Origin of the sequence: Pseudomonas ulcerans, from assembly GCF_036324125.1 — a bacterium.
Classification (GTDB): domain Bacteria; phylum Pseudomonadota; class Gammaproteobacteria; order Pseudomonadales; family Pseudomonadaceae; genus Aquipseudomonas; species Aquipseudomonas ulcerans.
Map to the genome: position 1 here is coordinate 70,102 of NZ_JAZDQN010000017.1, position 17,869 is coordinate 87,970.

The window sequence follows — 17,869 nt, forward strand, 5'->3', positions numbered from 1 at the left end:
GAACATCGCCGTGGCCAACAACGTTTCCGTCAAACTAACGATCGGTATTCCCAGCGAAGCAGTCTATTACCTTGCCTACACCTACAACGGCGGAACCAAGTGCAGCCCGAGCGCGACACTGGACCTCGACCAGGCGGGCTCAGCGTCGTTGAAACTGCCCGCGCTGGCATGGGGCACCACCCGTGAATACGCCAATGCTGATGCCTCGCCCATCTCCGGCAAGCCGGACTGGTTCCGCGCCCTGCGCCCAGGCGCGCAGCCCACCGGGACGGCCACCCTGGCGCGCACGACGGACAACCTCGACGTGGTGTGGACGGCCATGGAAGGTGCCAGCCATGCCATGAAATTCACCGTGGACGGCGGCAACCCGATGATGACGTTCGCCCCGCACATCGATGCAACGATCACCGTGGGCCTGCGCAAGGTGGCCGGCGGCATACAGTTTTGTGTCGATGGCATGCATGACGGTTTTCCCAACTACACCCTGCAGATCAATAACAAGACGGTCTATGAATGGGATGCGGTAAAACAGGGTGAAGATCCATCGGCGCTGGCAGGGACCGGCGATCAAGATATAAAGATCCCTTGGAAATCGTTATAGACACGAACTTGTACGTATTGAACAGGCTTGTATAGGTTTTCACCCCGCAATAGTCGGGGTGCAAACTAATTTTCATTGGAATTTTAATCTCGGTTTTATTTCACCGCTGTGCAATTTCAACTCGTTACCCGTCTTTGAGTGCGCCCTCGCGACCGTCAATCCGAAAAGGCCAGGCAATCGCGCCCTTTTCAACGCTTTGCACACTCTCCTCCTGTTCTTTACTCACCCCTTACCAAAGGCTGACAGAGCGCTCTGTCCACGACTGCTAACCTTGGCAAATTAATTACCTAGCTAAGTATCTAATTGCCATCATTGCTGCCGTATCTTATGACTACTGATAGATGCCATCCCTGGAAAACCCGGGCCCGCCAACTCGATGCCTATCGTTGGGCATTGCTGCGGGAAAAACATGGGCTGATCGGTTCGACCGTCCGGGTCGTGCGTGACACCTCCTTCGATCTCATGCTCGGCCTGGGCGCACGCCTGCGGGCCCGCCGGGCAACCAGCAGTCCGGCCGAGCGCATCCTGGTCCTGCATGGCTCGCCAAGGCTGCTTGCGCAACGGCGCAAGACCGGCCTGGTCGACGCCCTGCGCCGCCTCGGCCACCAGGTTGTCGAAGCGGCTATCGAGCCGCTGGGTGTCGCGGTCCGCCACAATTACCTGTATCGCCCCTGCGCCGCAGTGCCGCTGCGCTACTACGCCCATGCCGCCTACGCCGAGTGGCTGGCGCGCCGGCACAATCCGGGGCTGGTCCTGAACGAGCGTCACGGCAGCCTGGTCATACCTTTCCTGCGCCTGGCGCTGAATGCCCAGGGCAAGTTCCTGGCGCAGTTGTCCCATGCCACCTCGGTCGATCATTCGCGACGCCTGAGCATGACCGACTACGACTACTACTTTCTCTTCGGCCAGAGCTCCCTGGAGGCCTTGCGCAGGCGGGCGCTGCGTTTCGGCACGACCCGGACCATCCTCACCGGTTCCTACCTGGTCGATCCGCAATACGCGTTGCCTGCGGCGAAAAACGAACTGCACGTCCTGGTCCTGGGCGTCGGCCCCGACAAGGAAGCCCGCCCTGGCTATCAACGCACCTACGCCCTGATCCGCGACTGGGCCGCCCGCCATCCGCAGGTGCCGGTCACCTTCAAGGCCCACCCACGCAGCCGCATGGCCTTCTGGCAGGACGCCGCGGCCAATCACCCGAACATCCACCTGGCCCTGCCGGACGCCTCGCTGGCCGGCGCGCTGCGGCAGAGTTCGGTGGTCCTCAACATCATGTCGAACGCGGCCCTGGAGGCGAGCCTGGCGAATCGTCCGGTGGTGTACGTGAATGCCAGCGACGATCCCGACATCCTTGAACAAGCGCGTTTCTTCGGCACCTGCGTCAGCGATCCGGACATGCTGCAAGCACGCCTCGACTGGCTGTCGCACAACTACCAGGAGGCCGTGCGCAACGCCCGCGCCTTCGCCGAGTACCACCTGGCCCACGGTATCCAGGGCCAGAGCAAGACCGCCGAGGTCATTGACCGACTGGTTCGGCGTCAACCCCTGCCCGCCGTCGAGCTGGCGGGAACCATCGGCTGATTCGCCGGGACCACGCTGCTTCGCAACTCCATCGGGAACACTCATGATCGCGAAAAAAATCCACTATTGCTGGTTCGGCGGCAAGCCGCTGCCGTTGCTGGCTCGCCGCTGCCTGGCCTCCTGGGCCTGGCACCTGCCGGACTACGAACTGGTGCGCTGGGACGAATCGAACATCGACGTCTATGCCCACACCTTCACCGCGGCGGCCTACAACGCCGGACGCTACGCCTTCGTCGCCGACTATGTGCGCATGCAGGTGCTCGCCCGGGAAGGCGGGATCTATCTGGACACCGATGTCGAAGCGCTTGCCTCCTTCGACCCTCTGCTCGACAACGACTTGTTCATCGGCCTGGAATGGGACGACCGCGTCGGCACCTCGGTGATCGGCGCAGCGCCCGGGCACTGGCTGCCCAAGGCCATGCTGGCCTGGTACGACCGGGTACGCTTCGATACGGCGCGCCTGTCCGAGCTGGTGAATGTCAATGAAGTCAGCCGCCTGCTCGGGGTCAAGGGTTTCGGCGCATCGCCCCAGGAACAGTTGATCGGCTGGGACCGGGTGTTCCCCGTCGGCGTGTTCGCCGACCCGCACCGCCAGGCGGCGGCCGGGGTGCGCCCGGTGGCGCGGCACCTGTATGCCGGAAGCTGGCGCGACCGCAGCCATAAAGGCGCCCTCAGCCGGACCTGGCGCGCGCTGCGCAAGGCGCCGGGAAACGCCGGCCATTGCGTGCAACTGTGCCGCTACAGCGTTGCACAACAGTTGCGTAAGGCATGGACCATCCCCCTCACGGACCGGGAGACCAGGCAATGAAAGCGGTATTTGCGGCGGGCAGCGCGAACGTCGGCGACGAGCTCAACGAATGGATCTGGCCGGCCTTGCTGGGGGATATCCAGCGCGACAACGTGGCGTTGCTCGGCATCGGCACCCTGCTCAACGAACACTTCTGCCGCCGTCTGGACAACGCCGAGAAGATCATGGTGCTGGGGACCGGTGCCGGATACGGCACGCCGCCCGCACTCGACGGGCGCTGGCATTTCCATGCCGTGCGCGGCTTGCGCACCGCACAGCGGCTGGGGCTTGAGGCGCACCTTGCGATAGCGGATTCAGCCTATCTGCTGGCCAGCCTGGACTGGAACGCAACGGCCGGGAGACGCGACAGCGTCGTACTGGTGCCTCACCATCGCTCACTGCGTTATGTGGATTGGAACCAGGTCTGCGAACAGGCCGGGATGCGTTTCGTCTCTCCCTTGCTCCCGGCCCCGGAATTCATGAGCGCGCTGACCGGTGCCAGGCTGGTGCTGACCGAGGCCATGCACGGAGCGATCCTTGCCGATATCGTCCGGGTGCCCTGGCAAGGATTCTCCTTCGGCGGGCAGTTCAATGCGGACAAATGGCATGACTGGGCCGAAATGTTCGACCTGGAGCCGCGCATCCAGCGATTGTCGGGTTTCTACGACCCCGCCCGGTTCAGCGAAGGCCGGCCGTTGCGCTACCACCTCGGCAAGATCGTCAAGTTCCACGCCAGCCGGATCGGCCTGGGTCGCAGCAAATGGACGCGCATGACCCTGCCCGCCTTCCGCATGGAGCGAGCTCAGGAGCGTCTGGTCAGTGAATTGCAAGCGCTGGCACTGCAACCCGGCATACTCAGTCAGGACAACATGCTGCAACTGCGGGTCGATCAGCTCTACGAACGGGTCGATCGGTTGCGTGAAGAGCTGCAGGCTGTCCCAGGCGCTCGCCTGCAGGGCGATGGCATGGCCTTTCTGCGCGCCCGCTGATCAATTCGCCTTGATGCAAGGAAATCGCCTGGGCGCAACGCTCGGGAGTGCTGCAGACCTGTAACAAACCTTAAACGAAAGCGTGACATTTTCTCTGCGTGCTCACCAACGGACGGTGAGCACGCACGCCGTCCGCGGCCTCTACAGGTTCTGACCAGGAGCATAGGGATGAAGGTGACGGTTTTCGGTACCGGTTATGTGGGACTGACCCAGGCAGCCTGCCTGGCGCAGATGGGACATTCGGTGTTGTGCATGGACGTCGACGCCGAACGGGTCGCCGCGCTGAACCAAGGGCACTGCCCACTGTTCGAGCCCGGCCTGACGACGCTGCTGGAGGAGAACCTGGCGGCTGACCGACTGCGATTCACCACCGATGCGGCCCTGGCCACCCGCTACGCCAGGCTGCAGTTCATCGCCGTGGGCACGCCACCACAGGCCGATGGCAGTGCCGACCTGGGCCAGGTGTTCGCGGTGGTCGACAGCATTCTCGAACACGCCGACGCGCCCAAGGTCATCGTCAACAAGTCCACTTCGCCGGTGGGCACGGTCGACCGGATCCGCGGGCGGATCGCCCAGGCAGTGGCCAACGCCGACGACTATGGGGTGATCAGCAACCCTGAATTCCTCAAGGAAGGCTCGGCGGTCGACGACTGCATGCGCCCTGAGCGCATCATCATAGGTGGCGCAGCCCCTGCCGAAGTGGAACTGCTGCGCGAGCTCTACCTGCCGTTCAGCCGTAACCGGGAAAAACTCATGGTCATGGACGCACGCAGCGCCGAACTGACCAAGTACGCCGCCAACTGCATGCTGGCGACGAAGATTTCCTTCATCAACGAAATCGCCAACCTCGCCGAACACCTGGGGGCCGACATCGAGATGGTGCGCCGCGGCATCGGCTCGGACCCGCGCATCGGCTACGACTTCATCTATGCCGGTTGCGGCTTTGGCGGTTCGTGCTTCCCCAAGGACCTGCAGGCACTGCGCAGGTCTGCCGAAGCCGAGGGCTTCGATGCGCGCCTGCTGGGCGCCGTCGAGTCGGTGAACGAACAGCAGAAGCATCGCCTGTTCGACAAGATCCAGCGGCACTACCCAGCGGGGTTGCGTGGCAAGGTCTTCGCCCTCTGGGGCCTGTCGTTCAAACCCAATACCAACGACATCCGCGAAGCCTCCAGCCGGGTGCTGCTCGAAGCGCTGTGGGCCGCTGGCGCCCGGGTCCAGGCGCATGACCCCAAGGCGATGGAGGAAATCCAGCGCCACTACGGTCCCCGCGCCGACCTGCAACTGATGCCGAGCAAGGAAGAGGCGCTACGGGGCGCAGACGCGCTGATCGTCGTCACCGAATGGCAGGACTACCGCGTGCTCAACCTTGACCAGGTGCCGCGCCTGCTGGCGGACCGGGTGGTATTCGATGGGCGCAACCTGTTCGAACCCGAGCACATGGCCGCCGCCGGCCTGACCTACTACGGCATCGGCCGTGGCCAGGTGCAGCCACCATGCCCGTACTGATCACCGGCGCGGCCGGTTTCATCGGGTTCCACCTGGCGCGCCGCCTGTGCCAGGAGGGGATCGAGGTGGTCGGCATCGACAACCTCAATCCCTACTACAGCGTCGAGCTCAAGCAGGCACGCCTGCAACAATTGAAGCAGTGGCCGAACTTCCGTTTCCAGCACCTGGACATTGCCAACGCCGACGCGCTGCTGCAGTTGTTCGCCGCCCATGACTTCAGCGAAGTGATCCACCTGGCAGCCCAGGCCGGAGTGCGCTATTCCCTGGAAAATCCGGGCGTCTACGGCCAGGCCAACCTGGTCGGTTTCCTCAATATCCTCGAAGCCTGCCGCCAGGGCCGCCCGGCTCACCTGGTCTATGCCTCCAGCAGTTCGGTGTACGGCGCCAACGCCAAGCTGCCGTTCGGCGTCGATGACCCGGTCGAGCAGCCGGTTTCACTGTATGCCGCGAGCAAGCGCGCCAATGAACTGATGGCCCACAGCTACGCGCACCTGTACCGGCTTCCGGTCACCGGGCTGCGCTTCTTTACCGTCTACGGCCCCTGGGGTCGTCCGGACATGGCGCTGTTCAAGTTCACCCGGGCGATGCTCGAAGGCCAGCCCATCGAGGTCTACAACCATGGCCTGATGGGCCGCGACTTCACCTATATCGACGATATCGTCGAGAGCATTCACCGCCTGCGGGGGAAACCACCGCGGCCCGCCGAGGGACAACCGCCCTGCCAGCTGTTCAACATCGGTCGCGGCCAGCCCGTACGGCTGCTGCACTTCGTCGAATGCCTGGAACAGGCCCTGGGCATCCAGGCGCAACGCCAGTACCTGCCACTGCAGGCCGGCGATGTCCTGGAAACCTGGGCGGACATCTCCGCGCTGCAGCGCTGGATCGACTACGCGCCAAGCGTCTCGATCGAACAGGGCGTACGCCATTTCGTTGACTGGTACCGGGACTTCCATCGGGTCTGAACCAGCCACCACAACAAGAAACCAGGTAGGACCATGAACCACCCGATCGAACTTTCCGTACTGATCCCGGCCAAGAACGAAGCCGACAACCTGCCGGCGTTGCTCGGCGAGATCCGCGTGGCGCTGGCGGCGCAAGACTACGAAGTGCTGGTAGTCGACGATGGCAGCAGCGACCAGACCCTGGCAGTGCTGCAGCGCCTGCGCGCCGAAGGTTTCAGCCAATTGCGCATCCTCCGGCATGAACGCTCCTTGGGCCAAAGTACCTCGGTCTGGCATGCCGCACAGGCGGCACGCGGGCGCTGGCTGGCGACCCTGGACGGCGACGGGCAGAACGACCCGGCGGACATCCCCGGCATGCTCGGGCTGGTGCGCAATACGGATGGCATCCAGCTGGTGGCCGGTCACCGTGTCAAACGCCGCGACAGCGCCAGCAAGCGCTGGGCCTCGCGCTTCGCCAACGGCCTGCGCAGCCGCCTGCTCAAGGATGCCACCCCGGACACCGGCTGCGGCCTGAAACTGGTGGAACGGGCGGCCTTCCTGCGCCTGCCCTACTTCGACCACATGCACCGCTTCATCCCGGCGCTGATCCTGCGGCACAACGGCCGCATGCTCGTCCATCCGGTCAACCATCGCCCACGCAATGCCGGCATCTCCAAGTACGGCAACCTGGACCGGGCCCTGGTCGGCATCCTCGACCTGTTCGGCGTCTGGTGGCTGATCCGTCGCACCCGCCTCGACAGTCGCCCACAGGAGCTTGAAGGATGACCCGGGAAACCTTCTGGCTGATCATCGGCTTTGCCGGGCAGACCGTGTTCACCGGGCGCTTCGTCCTGCAATGGCTGTACAGCGAGTTCAAGCGCCGCAGCCTCATCCCCGTCGGTTTCTGGTACCTGAGCATGCTCGGCAGCGCCTTGCTGCTGGCCTACGCCATCTACCGCCAGGATCCGGTGTTCATCATCGGCCAGTCCTTCGGCTTCCTCGTCTACCTGCGCAACCTGCAGCTGATCTCCCGAAACAGCAAAGAGCAGAAGGAATAGCCCGTGCCCCGTTTCGCAACCGCCGGGCGCGAGTGCCTGGCCCTGGTCATCCTGGCCGTGCTGCTGATCGCTGCGGGCATCGGCTGGCGCCAGCCGATGAACGTCGATGAAGAACGTTTTCTTGGCGTTGCCCTGGAAATGCTGCAGCGCGGCGACTGGTTCATCCCCCATCGCGCCGGCGAGATCTACGGCGACAAGCCGCCGCTGTTCATGTGGACCGTGGCGCTGTTCAGCGTGATCACCGGGCTGCCCAAGGTCGCCCTGTACATCCCCGGCCTGCTCTCGGCGGCCACCATCACCGCCGTGCTCTACGACCTGGGGCGGCGCCTGTGGAACCGCCGCGTCGGACGTATCGCCGCCCTGCTCTTCCTCGCCACCTACCAGACCTACAGCATCCTGCGCACCGGGCAGATCGACAGTTTTCTCTGCCTGTGGGTGGCGCTCGGCTTCTACGGGCTGATCCGCCACCTGTTGCTGGGCCCGGCATGGGGCTGGTTCTACCTCGGTTGCGCGAGCATGGGCCTGGGCATCATCAGCAAGGGCGTGGGCTTCGTCCCGGCGCTGATGCTGCTGCCCTACGCCTGGGCGGTGCGCCACGGCTGGCGCGGCGTGGTGGCGATGCCGGGTCAGGGGTGGCGCTGGAGCCTCGGCCTGCTGGCGCTGCTGGCGGGCTGCGCGGTATGGCTGCTGCCGCTGCTGCTGTCGGTGGCTCACGGTGGTGGCGCTGCGGAGCTGGCCTATCTCAAGGAAATCCTCCTGCGCCAGACCGCCGGCCGCTACGCCAATGCCTGGGATCACCGCGAACCGTTCTGGTACTTCTTCGTCGAGGTGATTCCCAAATACTGGCTGCCGCTGATCCTGGCCTTGCCATGGCTGGTACCAGCCTGGCGCCGCCAGTTGCAGAAACGCGACGGGCGTATCCTGCTCCTGCTGGGCTGGGTCGTGCTGGTGCTGCTGTTCTTCTGCCTGAGCAGCGGCAAGCGCAAGCTCTACATCTATCCCGCCCTGCCCGGCCTGGTCCTGGCCATGGCGCCGCTGGTGCCATGGCTGCTCAAGCGCTGGTTCGGTCATCGTCCGGCGTGGCGCAAGGTCTTCACGGTGGTCGCCGTGGTGTGGTTCTGCCTGTGGTTCGCCCGTGGCTTCGTCGAGGCGCACAAGGATGGCCGCAATCCCCATGAAACCCTGATGGCCGAGGCGGCCCGGGTGACCGGCGGCGCCGAACTGGTGTTGGTGGAGTGGCGTGAAGGCCATTGGCTGTATGCGCGCCAGCCGATCGTCCACTTCGGTTTCCTCGATCGCTCCGTCGCCGATGAGGCGGCCGCCTGGCTAAGCCAGCACCCGGGCAGCTTCGCCCTGGTCCCCGCCAGCGAAACCGGGCGCTGCTTCGACGCCAGCAAGGCGCGCAAGATGGGCGACACCTCGCGGGCCGAGTGGTATGTGGTCGGTGCCGATGCCGACAACGGAAAGTGCCGGCCCGCGGCACCGGCGCATGTCTATCGCTTTGCCTGGGAGTCGCCGCTGTGACCAGCCAGACGCTCCCCGTGCAACGCCTGCGCCGCTGGTCGCGACCACGTCCGGTGCGGCTGATCGTTACCCTGGCGCTGCTCGCCGGGCTGACATTCCTGACCGTCCGCGCCCTGGGTGCCTTCTGGCCACAGCAGCTCCAGGCCCATCTGAGCAACTATTGGAGCGGCGATACCGCCCCCGGCCAGAACATCTGGCTCCCCGCCTATCGGGTAGTGATCGATGCCAAGGTGGTCGATCCGGCGTTGCAGAACCTCTCCGGCATCACCTACGACCACGACCGCAACCGCTTGCTGGCGATTACCAACGGCAACCCCATGCAATTGCTGGCACTGGACGGTAACGGCGACATTCAGGCCCGCTACCCGCTGGAAGGCTTCCAGGACACCGAGGGCCTGGTCTACCTGGGCAACGGTCGCCTGGCGATCGCCGACGAACAGCTGCAGCGCCTGGACGTCATCACCCTGCCCGCCGAGCCGCGCCCGATACGGGCCAGCGAGGCGCAATGGGTCACCCTGGACATCAATCCGACCAGGCGCAACAAGGGCTTCGAAGGGGTGACCTACGACGCACGCCATGACCGTCTGTTCGCCATCAAGGAGCGCGATCCCCGGCAACTGTTCGAGGTGTCCGGCATGCTCGCGGCACTCGACGGCGGGCCCTTGCGCCTCACCGTCAGTGACCGCCGTGATTGGGTCAAGCGCAGCGTGCATGCCACCGACCTGTCCGACGGACACTACGACTCGCGCACCGGACACCTGCTGTTGCTCAGCGACCAGTCAAGGAACATCACCGAGCTGGACGGCGAAGGTCGCTTCGTCAGCATCCTGTCGCTGCGCGCGGGCTTCTCGGGCCTGGCCCGCACGGCGCCGCAGCCGGAGGGCATGACCATGGACGACGCCGGCAACCTCTACATCGTCAGTGAGCCGAACCTTTTCTACAAGTTTCAAAAGCCCTGAGGCCGGTGCGCTACTGCTCGGCCACCGGCCCCAGCGCGGGATGCTGCACCGCCAACTGCCCTGGCTGACAAGGCTGGAACATATCCAGTTGCTGGCGATAGACCGAAGTCTGCACGTTCATGAGCCCGAGTACCGAGTGGAACAGGTTGTCATGGGACAAGGTGGCGCTGCCGCGTTGCGCCATGCAACTCAGCGATATGCCACGGCGCGCGGCCAGCTGCGGCGACATCCACAGCACCATCGGCACATGGGTCTGCTCTGCCGGCGCCATGGCATACGGCAGGCCATGCAGGTACACGCCCTTTTCCCCCAAGGATTCACCGTGGTCCGAGACATACAGCATGGCGCCGTCGAAGCGTGCCGCGTTGTTCTTCAGCAGGTCGATCACCTGCCCCAGGACGTGATCGGAATACAGCAGGGTATTGTCGTAGGCATTGCGGATGGTCTGGTCCTCGCACTGGTCGAGCTGGTTGTCGGCGCAGACCGGCTTGAAGCGCTCGAACTCGGCAGGATAACGCTTGTAATAGGACGGACCGTGGCTGCCTTTCATATGCAGGACCACCACCGTGTTGTCGCTGCGCTGGTCCAGGTACTGCTGCAGGCCCGACAGCAGCACTTCATCGAAGCACTCGCCGGTACTGCACAGCCGGGCATCGCCGAGGTGCGACACATCCTCGCTCGGGACGCGGTCGCAGGCGCCCTTGCAGCCTGAGTTGTTGTCGCGCCACAGCACGCCGACACCGGCCCGCTGCAGGACATCGAGCAGGCCTTCGCGATGGTCGCCGTAGCTGCTCTTCCAGTTTTCCCGGCCTGTGTCCTGGAACATGCACGGCACCGAAATGGCGGTGGCGGTGCCGCAGGAGCTGACCTGGCTGAAGTTCAGGACATCGCGCCGGGCCAGTTCGGGGTTGGTCTCCCGTTCGTAGCCGTTGAGGGAGAAGTTCATCGCCCGTGCGGTTTCGCCGACCACCAGGACCAGCAGCTTGTGCCGACCGCCCTCGCCTGCGTCGACCTGCTGATGTGCATCGGTGCCCACCTGGACGAAGGCCTCGGGCTTGTCGAAAGACTTCTTCGCATAGCTGTGGATCGCCCCCAGCACGTTCGACGGCGTGAGGATCAGGCGCACCTCGCGGTTGTTGCGCAGCAGCGAGGCATAGGACTGGTACTGCGTGGCGACGATCAGCCCGACCATGGCGAGCACCGCCACCAGGCTGCCCAGCCGCCACAGGGCCTGGCGATGCCAGCGCGGACGGGACAGGCGCAGGCGATAGAGCACCAGCACCGGCAGCACGGCGGTTCCCGCCAGCCACAGCAGCATGCCGGGGCTGAGCAGGTCGCGCGCTTCGGCAGGGTCGGTCTGGAACACGTTCATCAGCATCTCGGCATCGATGACGATGCCGTAGCGCGAGATGAAGTAGCTGGCGAAGGACGCAACGATGATCAACAGCGCCAGTACCGGGCGCAGCAGGCGTCCCCAGCACAACGCCCAGAGAATGATGAAATGCCAGGCCAGGACGAACACCGGCAGGCTCAGCAGGAACAGCGGGTTGCCATTGTCGAAGCCATCGACGGCACGCCAGACGGTGGACCAGAACACCGAGTTGACCACCAAGGTCATCCACAAGGCGACCAGAAGTATGGCGCCAATCGGGTTGATCCCCATTTTCTTCGTAGTTTCAGGTCGTACGGCGACCGCTTCCTTGTCCATCGGTACATCACTCCAAAGCAGGCTGGCAGTTTTCTAGTTATGCGAATGCAGTTTTCGGTCGCGCACGAAGGCGTTGAAACGCACGACCAGCAAGGTTCCCCAGGGGATCACCAGGCCAACGCCGAGCAAGGCGTACAGCGGCACGCTGCCCTCCACGAGGCGGAACAGTTCCAGGACCGTGAAGATCAGCACCAGCGTCAGCCCGGCGGCGGCAAATCCGCCCGACCTGGCGACATGCCCGCGGATCAATTGCAGCGGCAGGTAGCCCACCAGCCACAGCAAGACCCAGGTCACGATCGAGGCCATGAAGACAATGAGAAAGAACAAGCGATAGGCGAGCATGCCGGCGTCCTCCCGAGGCCAAACGCACATGGCCGCCGTTTTACGGGGGAGGAGATGAAAAAGCCGTTAAAAAAACATGCTGGAAATATCCAGGCGACGCGGGGAGGAAAAGCCCGGGGACGAACATGGCAGGCATGAGCAGACACTCCTTTGTCTGGTTTTCAAGCGGGAACACGGTTGACTCCACGCTCTGTCTGAAATGTGTCTGCGCGAAGGCCAGACAAGGCGAAACGGGGCGAGGAAGCGGAGTGTACTGGAGTACATGAGCATTCCGAGCCCCGTTTCAACGCAGTATGGGCGAGTGCGGACACATTTCAGACAGAGCCTAGTACAGCCCGGCAATCCGTGGTGATGCGGCTGTCACTCGACAGGCCAGCGCAAGCAGACCTGCCAGCCCTGGCGAGCCCCGGCATCGGCATACCCCGCCGTGATCGCACCGCCAGAGCGCTGCACGATGGTCTGCACGATCGACAACCCCAATCCCGAGCCCTCTTCCTGATTGCCCGGGCTGCGATAGAACGGATCGAACACCCGCTCCCACTCCTGCGGATCGATCCCCGGACCGTCGTCGCGAACGCATATCTCGACGAATGCCTCGCTGCGCAGCAACAGCACGTCGACCTGTCCGGCCTGTGGCACATGGCGAAGGGCATTTTCCAGCAGGTTCTTGAGAATTGCCTGCAACTCGACCTCCCGCAGGGCCAACTGGACATCCTCGCCCTCGACGCCAATATCCACCTGTTTGCGCTCCACCAGCGGCATCAGGTCGGCCAGCACCTGCCGACATACGGCATGCACCGACACCGATCCCCTCTCCTGCTCCGCCAGTTGCGCGCTGGCCAGGCTCAGCAACTGTTCGATCAGCTTGCGGCTGCGGCTGATGCCGCGGCGCACCAGGGCCACCTGGGTTCGAGCCCGCTCCGGCAGTGCTTCGGCTTCCAGCGCCTCGACCTGCAGGGACAGGGCGGTCAGTGGCGTGCGCAGTTCATGGGCGGCGTCGGCGACGAAGCGTTTCTGGCTGTCCAGGCTGCGCGCCACCCGTTGCAGCAGGCGGTTGATGGCATGCACGAACGGCCGGATCTCCGAGGCCAGGGCCTGGTCGTCCACCGGGCGCAGGTCCTGGTCGTCGCGGCTGTCCAGGCTGGCCGCAACGCTGGTGACCGGGCGCAGCAGCTTGCGGATCAGGTCCGCCACCACCAGCAGCAGGATCGGGAACAGGATGGCGAACGGCAGCAACGCCCGCCAGGCGCTATTGCGCGCATCACGGTTGCGTCGGTGGATTTCCTGGGCCACGACGAAGCGCTGCCCCGTCGCATCGCTCGCCACCAGCACGCGAAACGGCTCGTCGCCGACTTGCACGGTGGACAGGCCCGCGCCGATATCGCCCGGAATCGGCAACGGCAACTGGCTGTCGTCGCCCGGCACGACCTTGGCCCCGTCGGCGAGCAACTGGATGACGATACGGGTTTCCTCGTCGTCCTCGGAGACACCGTCCAGTTCATCCGCAGCGGGATAGGTGAAGGTCATGTGCTGCCGGGCGATCAGCTCGGCGACCTGGCGCAGGCCGTTGTCCTGGAAGTCCAGTGCTTCGTCGTAGGCCGAGCGATAGGTGAACAGGCCGGTCATGACCGCCACCAAGAGGATCGCCAAAGACAACGCCAGGGACAGGCGCAGTTGCAGGGAACCGCTCAATCGCCCTTTGAAACCATCCATCCCAGCCCCCTGACATTGCGGATCACATCCTTGCCCAGCTTGCGCCGCAGCGCGTGGATCAGAAACTCCACGGCATTGCTCTCGACTTCATTGCCCCAGCCGTACAAGCGGTCTTCCAGCTCACCCCGAGAAAGGATCGCGCCCGGACGCAGGAGCAAGGCCTGCAACAGGGCGAACTCGCGGTTGGATAGCTGCACCGGCTCCTGTTCCAGGATCCGCGCGCATTTGCTCGCCGGATCCAGGCTCAGGGTGCCGTTGCCGAGTTCCGGTGCCGCACGGCCGCCCTTGCGCCGCATCACCGCGCGCATCCGGGCCAGCAACTCGGCCATTTCGAAGGGCTTTTGCAGGAAATCGTCGGCACCACCGTCGAGGCCGCGCAGGCGATCGTCCAGGCCCGGACGGGCGGTGATGATCAACAGTGGCACCGGGTTGTCCGCCGCCCGCAGGCGTTGCAGCAGTTGCAGGCCGTCCTGCCCGGGCAGGCCGAGGTCGAGCAGGACCTGGTCATAGTGCTGGCTGCGCAAGGCGCTTTCCGCCGTCAGGCCATTGTCCACCCGGTCCACGGCATAGCCGGCGGTCTCCAGTGCCGACTGCACCGCCTCGGCGATCATCCCGTCGTCCTCGACCAGCAATATGCGCATGTCACCTCCCCGGCGCGAAAGATGGGATGAACGATAGCCTGCCCGCTGCGGTGCCGGAAGCACTCAGCCCTGCAGGGAATCGAAGATCTTCAGCAGATCGTCCATCGCGGCCTTGCAGTCCGCCTGTTGCGGCTGCTTGGCGCGCAGGGCGTCGAGGGCGCGGTCGATGCCCTTGTCCAGGCGGTGCCAGTCTGCGGCGGCACGCGGCTTGATCCCGGCTTCGGCGTCGTCCCAGGTTTTTTCCAGGTCGCGGATGCGGGTCTTGGCCCCGGCCAGGTCCTGGGCATCGACCTTGGCGGCGACATCCTCGGTGATGGTACGGAACGGTGCCAGGTTGCCCAGCTTGCTCGGCGCATGCACGCCAGGTGCCGATTGCGCGGGCTCATTGCCCGGCGAGCAGCCTTGGGTGGCGGTGAGGATGAACGCCAGGCCCGCCATGGCCAGGACCGCGGAAAGCGTACGTTTGCTCGACATGCTGATTACCTCGATTTCAGGGGATGAAGGGTTTTGCTCTGGGCGGTGCCGAACTGGGCGACCGCGACCAGGATGAAGATCACGCACAGGAAGATCGCGCTGGTCCAGGTGGCGCCCATGCCCAGGCCGCCGTACTCCGGGGATTGGGTCAACAGGTCACCCAGGGACGCGCCCAGTGGTCGGGTCAGGATGTAGGCCAGCCAGAACACCAGCACGGTATTGGCCCCGACCACCCAGGCCAGCAGGCAGACGGCGATCAACGCGGCGAAGATCAGCGATCCGATGCCGAAGCCGAGGCCCAGGGCTTCGGTGGCCAGGTCGCCGCCGGCAGTGCCGAGGGCGAAGGTGCAGAGGACCGTGGTCCAGTAGAACAACTCGCGGCGCGGGGTGACGATCTGGCGGATCGACAGGTTGTGCTCCACCGCGTACCAGGCCGCGAAGTTGGCCGCCAGCAACAGCGAGAAGGCAGCGGTACTGGCATACAGGCTGATATCCAGGACATCGGTGAGGATGTCGGTGATCTGTGTGCCGAGAATGCTCACCAGCACCACGCTCAGCCAGTAGATCCAGGGCTGGCAGGAGCGGTTGCGCAGTTGCAGGCTCAGTGCGCCGCCGAGCAGGACCGCCATCACCACGCTGGTGATGCCCAGGCCCCAGCCGACATCGACGGCGAGAAAATCGGCGACGGTTTCGCCGACAGTGGTGGACAGGATCTTGATGATCCAGAAGGACAGGGTCACTTCCGGGACTTTGTTGAGCCAGACTCTACTGGGTGTGTTCATCGAATGCGCCTCCTCGGGGCCTGTTGCGCTGACAGGAAGAGACGTTATCGAGGAAAACTTAGGCGAGCCTGAGGATGGCAATCGGAACTGGCCGCCGCCGCTATGCTCTGACAGACTGCTGGCCCTCTTGCGAACACCCCAAGGAGACGCCATGACGCCACTGCTCGAAGCCAGGGCCCTGGCGCGGACCGCCCCGGAGCAGCACGACACCCTGCTCGCCCCCACCGATTTCACCCTGGCGCCCGGCGAGCGCGTGGCGATCATCGGCGCCTCGGGTTCTGGCAAGAGCGTATTCCTGCGGGCCCTGGCCCTGCTCGATGCACCGAGCGGCGGCCGCGTGACCTGGCAGCGGCAAAACGTTTCCCCGCAGCGCATCACCGAGTACCGCGCCAGCGTCTGCTACCTAGCCCAACGCCCGGCACTGGTCGGGGGTACGGTGCTGGACAACCTGCGCCTGCCCTTCACCCTGGCCAGCCACCGTTCGCGTACCTTCGACCGCGAGGCTGTTACGGCGCTGCTGCTGCAGGCCGGCAAGCCGCCGGCCTTCCTCGACCGCTCGGCGGACGACCTGTCCGGCGGCGAAGCGCAGATCGTCGCTCTGGTGCGGGTGCTGCAACTGGCGCCGCAGGTGATCCTGTTCGACGAGCCCACCGCGGCGCTGGATCCGCACTCGGCCACGGCGGTCGAGCGGCTGGTGACGGACTGGTTCGAGGCAGCACCACAGACCCGGGCCTTCGTCTGGGTCAGCCACGACCACGAACAGGCCCGGCGCCTGTGCAGGCGTCAACTGAACATGCACCAGGGCGTTCTCCAGCCATGACCTACCAGAGCCTTTCATACGCGGACCTGGCCATCGCCTCTGCACTGATCCTGATCAACGGCGTGCTGTCGGTGCTGCTCAAGCTGCAACTGGAACGCCAGTTGCTCCTGGCGGGCATCCGTACCGTGGTGCAGTTGCTGGCCATCGGTTACGTGCTGGGCTGGGTCTTCCAGTTCGCCCACTGGTACGTGGTGCTGCCGCTGATGTGCGGCATGACCCTGGTCGCCGGCTTCTCCGCCAGTGGCCGGCGCACGGAGCGCCATCGCGGCCTGCTGGTGGACAGCGTGGTCTCGGTGTGGCTGAGCTCCTGGCTGGTCACCGCCATCGGCCTGTTCGTGGTCCTGCGGGTGCGGCCCTGGTACGAGCCGCAGTACGCCATTCCGATCCTCGGCATGATCCTCGGCAATACCCTGACCGCCGTGTCCCTGGGCATCGAGCGCATGGCCCGTGAGTTGAAGTCCCATCGCGGCGTGGTGGAGATGATCCTCGGACTCGGCGGCACGCGCTGGGAAGCGGCTCGTGGCGCTGCGGCGCAGGCGGTGCGGGCCGGGATGATGCCGACCCTGAACCAGATGTCGGTGGTGGGCATCGTCAGCCTGCCAGGCATGATGACCGGGCAGATCCTTGCCGGACAGAGCCCGGCGGAGGCGGTGCGCTACCAGATCGTGATCATGTTCCTGATTGCCGCGTCGTCGGGGCTGGGCACGGTGTGTGCGGTGTTGTTGACGTTCAAGCGCCTGTTTTCGAAGGACCATCAGTTTCTGGCCCACAGACTCTGATTTCAGGGAGGATCGATGCTCATCGTATTCAGCGGCCTGCCGGGCACCGGATCATCGTCGACTGCGTCAACCCGGTGGCCGAGAGCCGCGAGGCCTGGGCTGAAATAGCCGAACGCGCGGGGGTGGCGTTGATCGATGTCCAGGTGATTTGCTCGGATGTCCTGGAGCACCGGCGGCGAATAGAAAGCCGGATCCCGGATATCCCTGGCCTGGTCCCGCCCGACTGGCAATCCGTTCTGCACCACGATTACCAGCCCTGGCCTGAAGCGCCGTTTACCGTGGATACCGCCTTGCTCAGCGTGCCAGAGGCCATCAAGGCCATCGTCCGCCATCTGGCCGTTGGCGTGTAAACACTACGCGCTGAAATCTCACCATTTTTTGACGATTTTTTGCCATTCGCTTCCCTACCGTGGCGTTCCCGACCCTGCAGGATGCCGCCGATGAAGCCCTATTTTCCTTACCCGGTCTGTGACGAGATCCTCAACCAGGCAGCCGAATGGTGCCTGCGCCTGCAGGAAAGCGCCTTCACCGTCGCCGAGCGCGAGGCCTTCGTGCAGTGGGTCCAGGCCGATCCGCGGCATGCCTTCGAATATGCCCGGGTGCTGGAAACCTGGGAATTGAGCAATGCCCTGCCCAAGGTTCCAGCACCCGCCAAGCCCGAGTGAGC

Annotated in this window: 20 protein-coding genes; 14 read left to right on the forward strand and 6 right to left on the reverse strand. The window is 64.7% G+C overall.

The features are described from left to right. Nucleotides 1-10: 10 nt before the first annotated feature. The 10 genes from V0R59_RS16775 to V0R59_RS16820 all read left to right on the forward strand — a co-directional run bounded on the left by V0R59_RS16775 (nucleotide 11) and on the right by V0R59_RS16820 (nucleotide 9,943). Nucleotides 11-601 (forward strand): DUF3238 domain-containing protein, encoded by a 591-nt coding sequence (locus V0R59_RS16775; RefSeq protein WP_330074029.1) that lies wholly within the window; start codon nucleotides 11-13, stop codon nucleotides 599-601. A gap of 327 nt (nucleotides 602-928) precedes the next feature. Then, on the forward strand, nucleotides 929-2,179 hold the full coding sequence (locus V0R59_RS16780; RefSeq protein WP_330074030.1) for a glycosyltransferase family protein: 1,251 nt from the start codon (nucleotides 929-931) through the stop codon (nucleotides 2,177-2,179). A gap of 43 nt (nucleotides 2,180-2,222) precedes the next feature. After that, a complete protein-coding gene (locus V0R59_RS16785) occupies nucleotides 2,223-2,987 on the forward strand; it encodes a glycosyltransferase family 32 protein (protein WP_330074031.1) in 765 nt (254 codons plus the stop codon). Beyond that, nucleotides 2,984-3,955, forward strand: coding sequence for a glycosyltransferase family protein (locus V0R59_RS16790; protein WP_330074032.1), 972 nt, complete (start codon nucleotides 2,984-2,986; stop codon nucleotides 3,953-3,955). Before V0R59_RS16785 ends, V0R59_RS16790 begins: the two co-directional genes overlap by 4 nt. 168 nt (nucleotides 3,956-4,123) lie before the next feature. After that, nucleotides 4,124-5,461: a UDP-glucose dehydrogenase family protein gene (locus V0R59_RS16795; RefSeq protein ID WP_330074033.1), complete on the forward strand. Its 1,338-nt coding sequence runs from the start codon at nucleotides 4,124-4,126 to the stop codon at nucleotides 5,459-5,461. Then, nucleotides 5,449-6,423, forward strand: coding sequence for an NAD-dependent epimerase (locus V0R59_RS16800; RefSeq protein ID WP_330074034.1), 975 nt, complete (start codon nucleotides 5,449-5,451; stop codon nucleotides 6,421-6,423). Before V0R59_RS16795 ends, V0R59_RS16800 begins: the two co-directional genes overlap by 13 nt. Before the next feature lie 33 nt (nucleotides 6,424-6,456). After that, nucleotides 6,457-7,188: a glycosyltransferase family 2 protein gene (locus V0R59_RS16805; protein ID WP_330074035.1), complete on the forward strand. Its 732-nt coding sequence runs from the start codon at nucleotides 6,457-6,459 to the stop codon at nucleotides 7,186-7,188. Beyond that, a complete protein-coding gene (locus tag V0R59_RS16810; RefSeq protein WP_330074036.1) occupies nucleotides 7,185-7,460 on the forward strand; it encodes a lipid-A-disaccharide synthase N-terminal domain-containing protein in 276 nt (91 codons plus the stop codon). The genes V0R59_RS16805 and V0R59_RS16810 overlap by 4 nt, the downstream gene beginning before the upstream one ends. A gap of 3 nt (nucleotides 7,461-7,463) precedes the next feature. Beyond that, nucleotides 7,464-8,984: an ArnT family glycosyltransferase gene (locus tag V0R59_RS16815; protein ID WP_330074037.1), complete on the forward strand. Its 1,521-nt coding sequence runs from the start codon at nucleotides 7,464-7,466 to the stop codon at nucleotides 8,982-8,984. Between the two features lie 71 nt (nucleotides 8,985-9,055). Next, complete coding sequence (locus V0R59_RS16820; RefSeq protein WP_375547354.1) at nucleotides 9,056-9,943, forward strand: SdiA-regulated domain-containing protein; 888 nt, start codon at nucleotides 9,056-9,058, stop codon at nucleotides 9,941-9,943. A 10-nt stretch (nucleotides 9,944-9,953) separates the two neighbouring features. Here the strand turns inward: V0R59_RS16820 and V0R59_RS16825 are convergent, their stop codons facing one another. The 6 genes from V0R59_RS16825 to V0R59_RS16850 all read right to left on the reverse strand — a co-directional run bounded on the left by V0R59_RS16825 (nucleotide 9,954) and on the right by V0R59_RS16850 (nucleotide 15,603). Then, nucleotides 9,954-11,651 carry a phosphoethanolamine transferase gene (locus V0R59_RS16825; protein WP_330074038.1) on the reverse strand — a complete coding sequence of 566 codons (1,698 nt, stop codon included), beginning with the start codon at nucleotides 11,649-11,651 and terminating at the stop codon, nucleotides 9,954-9,956. A 33-nt stretch (nucleotides 11,652-11,684) separates the two neighbouring features. Then, nucleotides 11,685-11,993 carry a hypothetical protein gene (locus tag V0R59_RS16830; protein WP_330074039.1) on the reverse strand — a complete coding sequence of 103 codons (309 nt, stop codon included), beginning with the start codon at nucleotides 11,991-11,993 and terminating at the stop codon, nucleotides 11,685-11,687. A gap of 360 nt (nucleotides 11,994-12,353) precedes the next feature. Continuing rightward, nucleotides 12,354-13,706, reverse strand: a complete 1,353-nt coding sequence (locus V0R59_RS16835) for an ATP-binding protein (RefSeq protein ID WP_330074040.1) — start codon at nucleotides 13,704-13,706, stop codon at nucleotides 12,354-12,356. Continuing rightward, a complete protein-coding gene (locus V0R59_RS16840) occupies nucleotides 13,682-14,347 on the reverse strand; it encodes a response regulator (RefSeq protein WP_330074041.1) in 666 nt (221 codons plus the stop codon). The genes V0R59_RS16835 and V0R59_RS16840 overlap by 25 nt, the downstream gene beginning before the upstream one ends. Before the next feature lie 63 nt (nucleotides 14,348-14,410). Beyond that, nucleotides 14,411-14,821 carry a hypothetical protein gene (locus tag V0R59_RS16845; protein ID WP_330074042.1) on the reverse strand — a complete coding sequence of 137 codons (411 nt, stop codon included), beginning with the start codon at nucleotides 14,819-14,821 and terminating at the stop codon, nucleotides 14,411-14,413. A gap of 5 nt (nucleotides 14,822-14,826) precedes the next feature. Continuing rightward, nucleotides 14,827-15,603 carry a COG4705 family protein gene (locus tag V0R59_RS16850; RefSeq protein ID WP_330074043.1) on the reverse strand — a complete coding sequence of 259 codons (777 nt, stop codon included), beginning with the start codon at nucleotides 15,601-15,603 and terminating at the stop codon, nucleotides 14,827-14,829. Between the two features lie 151 nt (nucleotides 15,604-15,754). Here V0R59_RS16850 and V0R59_RS16855 point away from each other — a divergent pair, with 151 nt between their 5' ends. The 4 genes from V0R59_RS16855 (at nucleotide 15,755) to V0R59_RS16870 (ending at nucleotide 17,867) form a co-directional block, all read left to right on the forward strand. Further along, nucleotides 15,755-16,423: an ABC transporter ATP-binding protein gene (locus V0R59_RS16855; protein WP_330074044.1), complete on the forward strand. Its 669-nt coding sequence runs from the start codon at nucleotides 15,755-15,757 to the stop codon at nucleotides 16,421-16,423. Further along, nucleotides 16,420-17,202 carry an ABC transporter permease gene (locus V0R59_RS16860; protein ID WP_330074045.1) on the forward strand — a complete coding sequence of 261 codons (783 nt, stop codon included), beginning with the start codon at nucleotides 16,420-16,422 and terminating at the stop codon, nucleotides 17,200-17,202. The genes V0R59_RS16855 and V0R59_RS16860 overlap by 4 nt, the downstream gene beginning before the upstream one ends. Before the next feature lie 74 nt (nucleotides 17,203-17,276). Next, nucleotides 17,277-17,552: a hypothetical protein gene (locus V0R59_RS16865; RefSeq protein WP_375547352.1), complete on the forward strand. Its 276-nt coding sequence runs from the start codon at nucleotides 17,277-17,279 to the stop codon at nucleotides 17,550-17,552. A gap of 90 nt (nucleotides 17,553-17,642) precedes the next feature. Next, nucleotides 17,643-17,867 carry a FecR/PupR family sigma factor regulator gene (locus tag V0R59_RS16870; RefSeq protein WP_330074046.1) on the forward strand — a complete coding sequence of 75 codons (225 nt, stop codon included), beginning with the start codon at nucleotides 17,643-17,645 and terminating at the stop codon, nucleotides 17,865-17,867. Nucleotides 17,868-17,869 lie beyond the last annotated feature (2 nt).